At 67.2% G+C, this 6,840-nt stretch carries 7 protein-coding genes and 1 rRNA gene; 1 reads left to right on the forward strand and 7 read right to left on the reverse strand.

Translation table 11 applies throughout. The features are described 5' to 3' along the window. The first annotated feature begins 325 nt into the window (after positions 1-325). The gene (locus tag K9U15_RS14305; RefSeq protein ID WP_157780592.1) at positions 326-1,150 is read left to right on the forward strand and encodes a class I SAM-dependent methyltransferase; all 825 of its coding nucleotides are present in this window, start codon (positions 326-328) and stop codon (positions 1,148-1,150) included. Between the two features lie 113 nt (positions 1,151-1,263). On the opposite strand, the gene K9U15_RS14310 is transcribed toward K9U15_RS14305, so the two are convergent. From K9U15_RS14310 to rrf, 7 genes are all read right to left on the reverse strand, one after another. Then, on the reverse strand, positions 1,264-2,265 hold the full coding sequence (locus K9U15_RS14310; protein ID WP_096228392.1) for an NAD(P)H-dependent glycerol-3-phosphate dehydrogenase: 1,002 nt from the start codon (positions 2,263-2,265) through the stop codon (positions 1,264-1,266). 7 nt (positions 2,266-2,272) lie between these two features. Then, complete coding sequence (gene plsY / locus K9U15_RS14315) at positions 2,273-2,932, reverse strand: glycerol-3-phosphate 1-O-acyltransferase PlsY (RefSeq protein ID WP_087192169.1); 660 nt, start codon at positions 2,930-2,932, stop codon at positions 2,273-2,275. Positions 2,933-2,940: 8 nt separating this feature from the next. Further along, on the reverse strand, positions 2,941-4,257 hold the full coding sequence (gene der / locus K9U15_RS14320; RefSeq protein WP_087192170.1) for a ribosome biogenesis GTPase Der: 1,317 nt from the start codon (positions 4,255-4,257) through the stop codon (positions 2,941-2,943). A 9-nt stretch (positions 4,258-4,266) separates the two neighbouring features. Further along, positions 4,267-5,706 carry a DUF512 domain-containing protein gene (locus tag K9U15_RS14325; protein ID WP_123674562.1) on the reverse strand — a complete coding sequence of 480 codons (1,440 nt, stop codon included), beginning with the start codon at positions 5,704-5,706 and terminating at the stop codon, positions 4,267-4,269. A gap of 107 nt (positions 5,707-5,813) precedes the next feature. Continuing rightward, a complete protein-coding gene (locus K9U15_RS14330) occupies positions 5,814-6,245 on the reverse strand; it encodes a PIN domain-containing protein (RefSeq protein ID WP_096228389.1) in 432 nt (143 codons plus the stop codon). Beyond that, positions 6,238-6,522 carry a type II toxin-antitoxin system RelB/DinJ family antitoxin gene (locus K9U15_RS14335; protein ID WP_161959788.1) on the reverse strand — a complete coding sequence of 95 codons (285 nt, stop codon included), beginning with the start codon at positions 6,520-6,522 and terminating at the stop codon, positions 6,238-6,240. Before K9U15_RS14335 ends, K9U15_RS14330 begins: the two co-directional genes overlap by 8 nt. Before the next feature lie 165 nt (positions 6,523-6,687). Next, positions 6,688-6,802 (reverse strand): 5S ribosomal RNA (gene rrf / locus K9U15_RS14340). Positions 6,803-6,840 lie beyond the last annotated feature (38 nt).

Here is a 6,840-nt window from a genome sequence, read left to right on the forward strand (position 1 = left end):
CGTTGTCACCGCCCCGTTAGATAAAGCGCACCCTCGCGCTCATAGAAAAGGCGGAGCAGGGGCGGGGATCCCGCATGCCCTGCCCGGGCAGGACGGCGTGCAACGCAGGGCGCGCCCTTTCCGCAAGGTGAGAGGCACGCTCGAGGGCAGGCGGCGCACGCCGCGCCGCCTCGAAAAGGAAGCGACATGCAACCGGCTGGCGAACCTCGCGCCCACCGCGAGCCCCGCGCCCAGGAGAATGCCCCCAGCTGCACGAGGCAAGGAAACCGCCCCGCCTGCGCTATACTTGACGGCAATGCAACCGAATCGAGAGGGCGGGACGAACATGGAATGGGATGCGGAACTCTACGACGGGCAGCACGGCTACGTGGGGGCGTACGGCGCGGCGCTCGTGCAGCTCGTGCGCGACGAGGCCGCCCGGCGCGGCGAGGGTGCGGAGCGCCTGCGCATCCTCGACGTGGGCTGCGGCACGGGGGCGCACCTGGACGCGCTCGCCGAGATCGGCCCCGTCACCGGCGTCGACTCCTCGCCCGAGATGCTGGAGAAGGCGCGCGGCGGCCATCCCGACGTCACCCTCGTCGAGGCCGATGCCTGCGCCTTGCCGTTCGAGGGCGCATTCGACGTGGCGTTCTCCAACGCCGTGTTCCACTGGGTGCCCGACCAGGTGGCGCTCCTCAAGAGCGTGGCGGGCGTGCTCGACGACGGCGGCCTGCTCGTGGCCGAGATGGGCGCCCACGGCAACATCGCGCGCATCGAGGAGGGCTACACCCAAGCCCTGCGCAAGCACAGCGGCGATTACTCGGGACGGTTCTGCTTCCCAAGGGAGGGGGCATACCGCCGCCTGCTGGGCATCGCCGGCTTCGAGGTCGAGCTGATGGAGGCGTTCGACCGCCCCACCCCGCTCCCCGGCGGGAGGGAGGGCCTGCGGCGGTTCGCCGAGCAATTCTTCGCGAAGAGCCTGAACCTGTACCGCGAGGACGAGCGCGCCGCCATCCTCGACGATCTGGAGCAGGCCTGCGAGGACGACCTCTGGGATGATGGGGCCGGCTGCTGGGTCGCCGACTACCGCCTGCTGCGCTTCACCGCCCGCAAGGTCCGCTCCGTCCGCGGCGCCGGCGGCATGGCCCAGTTGAGCGTTCTTGGCTCGTAAAGACCCGACGACTCTCGAACTCCCTGGTTGGCGTAGCAAGTCAGCGAGGCCGGCCGTGGGGCCCGAGATCGCGGCGATGGCTGCGTTCCGTCGGCCGGCAGGCCGACGGAACCCTAAAGCCCGTAGAACTCGGTGGTGAGGGGCCGGCTCGTGAGCGTCTTGGCCACGTCGCGAGGATCGGCACCCTCCCACACCACGCTGCGCACGACATCGGTGATGGGCAGCTCCACACAGGTTGCGTCGGCCAGGGTCTTGAGCGTCCGGCAGGCCAGCGCGCCCTCCACCACCATGTGCGTGCGCCCCGTGAACCCCTCGAGCGTGTCGCCCTCGGCCAAAAGCCTGCCGAAGCGGCGGTTGCGCGAGTGCTCGGAGGTGCAGGTGGCCACGAGGTCGCCCGTGCCCGCCAGCCCCATGCAGGTGAGCGCCTGGCCGCCGCAGCGCACAACGAGGCGGCTCATCTCGGCGATCCCGCGTGTCATGAGCATGGCGGCCGTGTTGTCGCCGAACCCTATTCCGTAGGACACGCCCACCGCGATGGCGATGACGTTCTTGAAGGCGGCGCACAGCTCCACGCCTACCACGTCGTCGCTCGCGTACGTGCGGAAGGTCTCGGAGGCGAACAGCTCCTGGAAGAATGCCGCCGTCCCCGCGTCGGGGCTGGCTACCACGGTGCCCGACGGGATGCCGCGTATCACCTCGGCTGCGAAGTTAGGACCGGAGAGAACGGCCAGGCGAGCCGCGTTGCCCATCTCCGCCTCGAACACCTCAACCGGCAGAAGGCCGCTGCCCTCCTCGACGCCCTTCGAGCAGACTATCACCGGAAAGTCTTCGCCCGCGAGGCCGGCCAGCCGGTCCGCCACGTCGCGCATGATGCTCGAAGGCGTGACGATCACGGCGGCGCTTGCGCCCTCCAGCACGTCCTCATACGCGGAAGCGGCCGCGATGCGCCCGGACAGCGTGACATCGCCCAGGTAGCGCGGGTTGCGGTGGTCGGCGTTGATCGCCGATGCCACTTCGGGCTTGCGCGCCCACAGTCCCACGTCGTGCCCGTTGCCGGCCAGCACCTGCGCCAGCGCCGTTCCCCATGACCCCGCCCCGATAACCGCGATCTTCATCCTGCGCCTACGCTTTCTTCTTGTCGCCTATCCTGCTCTCGGTGCCGTCGCGCAATCGCTTGATGTTCCCACGGTGCGCCCACACCACCGTCAGCCCCGCCAGCGTGCACAGGGCGACGGCGATCCAGTCGCCCCAGAAGTAGTACAGCGAGAAGAATGGGCAGGACAGCGCCGCAGCTATCGAGCCGATGGACACGCGCTTCGTGGCCACCACCAGCACGATGAATATGAGCAGTTCCAGGCAGGCGCCCACCCAGCCGAACGTGACGAACAGGCAGCCCACGGCCACCGCGATGCCCTTGCCGCCCTTGAAGCCCAGCCAGGGACTGAAGATATGCCCCCACACGCAGCCGAGGAACGCGACAGCCAGCATGGTGTCGTAGCTGACGAGCGCGCCGGGCACCAGCCCCCCGCCCGGCAGGAACTGCCAGCTGAACCACCAGGCCAGCACGCCCGAGAGCAGGCCCTTGCCGAAGTCGAGCACGAACACGGCGTAGCCGCCCACCTTGCCCATCGTGCGGATGGCGTTCGTGGTGCCGATGTTGCCCGAGCCATGCTCGCGCAAATCGGTATGGTAGAACACCTTCGAGATGATGAGGCCCCACGGGACGGAGCCCAGGAGGAATGCCGCGACGAACAGCGCGGCCGCAACTAGCAGATCCTGCATCGTACCCCTTAGTCCTTCTTCTTGAACTTCAGCTTCACCGGCGTGCCCACGAGGTCGAACCCCTCGCGCAGGCGATTCTCCAAAAAGCGCTCGTAGTTGTCCGTGACCAGGTCGGGCCGGTTCACGAAGAACGTGAAGTACGGCGGGCACGTGCCCGTCTGCGTCACGTACTTCATGCGCAGCACGGCCTTGCCGTTGCTTACCGTGTGCCCCGTCTCGCGGATGCCCGAGAGCCACGTGTTCAGCTTGTTCGTGGGGATGGTCTGGCTGAAGTTCTCGTACGCCTTGTCGATGGCCTCCCAGATGCGGTCGACTTTCTTGCCCGTGAGCGCCGAGATGGCCACCACCGGCGCATAGCCCACGAACGTCATGCGATCGGCAATGCGCTCGCGGATGTCGGCCTTGGCCTCTGGGCCCTCCACCAGGTCCCACTTGTTCAGCACGATGACCATGGCGCAGCCGCGCTCGGCCGCATAGCCCGCCACGCGCTGGTCCTGGTCGGTCAGGCCGAGCGTGGAGTCTATGACGAGCAGCGCCACGTCGGCACGGTCGATGGCGCGCATGGCGCGCACGAAGCCGTAGTACTCAACGTCCTGGTCGATCTGGCTCTTGCGGCGCAGGCCCGCCGTGTCCACGATGGTGTAGAGGGTGCCGTCGTGCTCGACGGCCGTGTCGATGGCGTCGCGCGTGGTGCCCGCCACGTCGGACACGATGGAGCGGTCGCCCTTCGTCATCTTGTTCGTGAGCGATGACTTGCCGGCGTTCGGGCGACCGATGATGGCCACGTTGATGGAGGGTTCCTCCTCCTCGTCGGCAGGCACCTCCGCGCGGCGCAGCTCATCCACCACGGCATCGAGCAGGTCTCCCGTGCCGTGGCCGTGCGTGGAGGACACCGGCCAGGGATCGCCCACCCCCAGCTGGTAGAACTCCCACAGCTCGTCGGTGCGGTTCGGGGTGTCCATCTTGTTCACCACCAGGAACACCGGCTTGCCCGCCTTGCGGAGGATGCGCGCGACGGCCTCGTCGTCGGCGTTGATCCCCGTCTTGCCGTCCACGATGAATATGACGACGTCGGCCTCGTTCGCGCCGGCGATGGCCTGCGCGCGGATGGAGCCTTGGAAGGCGTCGTCGTCGCCCATCTCGATACCGCCGGTGTCGACGAGCTTGAACTCGACGCCGTTCCAGTCGGCCTCATGGTACGAGCGGTCGCGCGTGACGCCGCGCATCTCGTGGACGATGGCCTCGTCGGCCTGGGCTATGCGGTTCACGAAGGTGGACTTGCCGACGTTCGGCCGTCCGACCACCGCGACGAGTGGCAGGGGCATGATGGCACCTCACAGGTTGGTTCGGTCAGGGGCCGGGCTCTCGCGCCCGGCCAAGTCGACGATCTCCCGCAGGAAATCGGACGCGTTACAGGATACCACGGCAAGGGGAGCGCCCGCGTCCTTTTCCATATCCTCCAAACTCATGTCATCGAGCGTCACCGAATCGTCGTTGAATATGACGCTCGGCAGGAGGAACAGGGTGCGCGTTTCGTCGTCCTGGCGCGCGGCCCCGCGCACGGCCGCCGCTATGTCGCAGCCGCAGAGGAGCCCCGTCACGTCGACGTTGCCGCCGAAGAACTCGTTTTTCACGTAGAGGGGTCCGAGCACGCCGGCGAGGGGGCTCGCCGCCACGAGCGGCCCCAGGAAGTGCCGCGTGGCGCAGCCGACCACATAGCGCGCCCGTATCCCGGCCGCACGCAGCGCGTCCGCAGCGCGCGCGGGCAGGCCCGCGGCTGCGGCCTGCCCCCAGTCGTCCACGAACGAGCGGATGATGCCCACGCCGTCCTCGAACATGCCGAAGTCGCCGTAGTGCTCTGCCGGTGGCAGGTTCTCCAGCAGCGCAGGGCCGTAGGCATTGTGGTAGAACTCGTCGGCCGCGAAGGCCCACATCGTGCCGCGCTCGGCGAGCGCGCGCTCTTGGAAGGGCACGATGCGCTCCATCGCCGCGCGGGCGGCGGCCGGGTCGTTGAAGCTGCGGCTGAAGCGGGTCTGGTGCTTCGTGAACCCAAGCGGCACGATGCACACGTCCAGAACGCCCGGCCGCGCGTAGGCCCACTCGAGCGTCTCGGCCAGCACGTCGCCGTCGTTCTCGTCGGGCATGAGCACGATCTGCGCGTGGAACTCGATGCCCGCGGCCAGCAGCCGGTCGAGCGCGTCCAGCCCGTGGGCCGCGTGGCGGCCGATGATGCGGCTGCGCACCTCGGGGTTCGAGGCGTGCAGCGACACGCGCAAAGGCGAGATGCGCTGCTCGAGGATGCGCGCCTCGTCGGCGGCCGAGAGGTTCGTGAACGTGACGAACGTGCCCGAGAGGAAGCTCAGGCGGAAGTCGTCGTCGCGCAGCGTGAGCGAGGGCCGCACGTCGCCCGGCAGCTGGCGCATGAAGCAGAACGTGCAGGCGTTGCGGCATTGTCTGACACCGTCGAACACGACGCCCTCGAACTCGAGGCCCCAGTCCTCGCCGGGCTCGCGCTCGAGCTCCACGACGCCCGCCTCGCCATCGAGGTCGATGTAGCCAAGCTCGATCACATCGTCCGACGCGAGCCACCGCCAGTCGATGAGGTCGCGCACGGGACGGCCGTCCACGCTGGTCACGGAGCAGCCCGGCTCGAACCCCGCATCGTCGGCGGGGCTTAGGGGCGCAACCGCGCGCACGAGCGCCCGCGGTGGTACGTCCTCACCGGCCGCCGTGCATGCTGCGCGTTCAATGTCCTTGGAGGGATAGGTGCTCATGAAAGGGCCTTCGCTCTATCGAGGAGATTCTCCGCATTATGCCTCATTGAAACTCAATCCAAACCCGACGCCGTGCAAAAATGCAGCCATGTCTTTCGTCAATACAATCAAAAGTCGACCATCTCGTATCCGAGGTGCGAGAGCAACTCGCGCGGCGTGAACTTGGGCGCGCAGGCGTCTTTGAACGCCGTCTCGTCGCGCGAGACGATGACTTCCACCTGCTCAGCCCGAGCGCACGCGGAGATGATCCCTTCCTCGTAATCGGGGCGTTCGAGCGAAACCGCGTTCTTGCACACCGGACCGTCGACAACTGCCACGTCGGCTATATCGAACAGCATGCTCAGGGCTCGATAGCCCGCCTCGGCACCGGCCGACCTCTCAGCCCAATAGAACACGTCTTTCACCGACGTGCCCACGACGAATATCTGCGCACCCTCCTCGACGCACGCCATAACGGAGCCGAGGGAGTCCTCGAAGAAGTCCGGCCGCTTGAGCGCGATATCCACCCACACGTTCGTATCCACGAGCACGCTATTCATATCGGCTCCTATACATCGCGCGCATCTCCGCGTCTGTCATGTTCGAGCACGCTCCCTCCGCGATGCCCGCAAACGCCTTGAGGGAGGCTTTCTTTCGATCGCGTCCATCCTGGCGATCGAGTTCAGCGCGAAGAAAATCAGGGAGCTCCCTTGTGCTCGCCATATGCGCCCACAAGGATCGCACTGCCGTCGAGGTGCTCACTCCGTTGTCGCGCAGCACACGGTCGCCGCGCTCCTTGAGCGTCGCATCGATACGTATGTTGAGCGTCGCCTGCATGCTCCTCCTTCGCCGTCCCAGGCATCTTAGCATATGCATTACCGTAATGCAACAACCGAAGCAACAGGTTGCCAAGCACCGGGCATCCCCCGAGAGCCCCCAACACGCAGCAGGCCCCCGGACCAGCGACTGGTCCGGGGGCCTGCAGAAAGAAAGCATCCTCCGCGAGCGCGACGCCCTATCCTCCCACGGACTGACTCCGCAGTACTTTCGGCGATGGCGGGCTTAACTTCCGAGTTCGGAATGGGATCGGGTGATCCCCGCCTCCATGGTCGCGCTCGCGGGGGATGCTCCCGCGGGCATTATAGCCCCGCCCGG

It is taken from the genome of Gordonibacter sp. RACS_AR68 (assembly GCF_030418485.1).
Lineage (GTDB): Bacteria > Actinomycetota > Coriobacteriia > Coriobacteriales > Eggerthellaceae > Gordonibacter > Gordonibacter urolithinfaciens.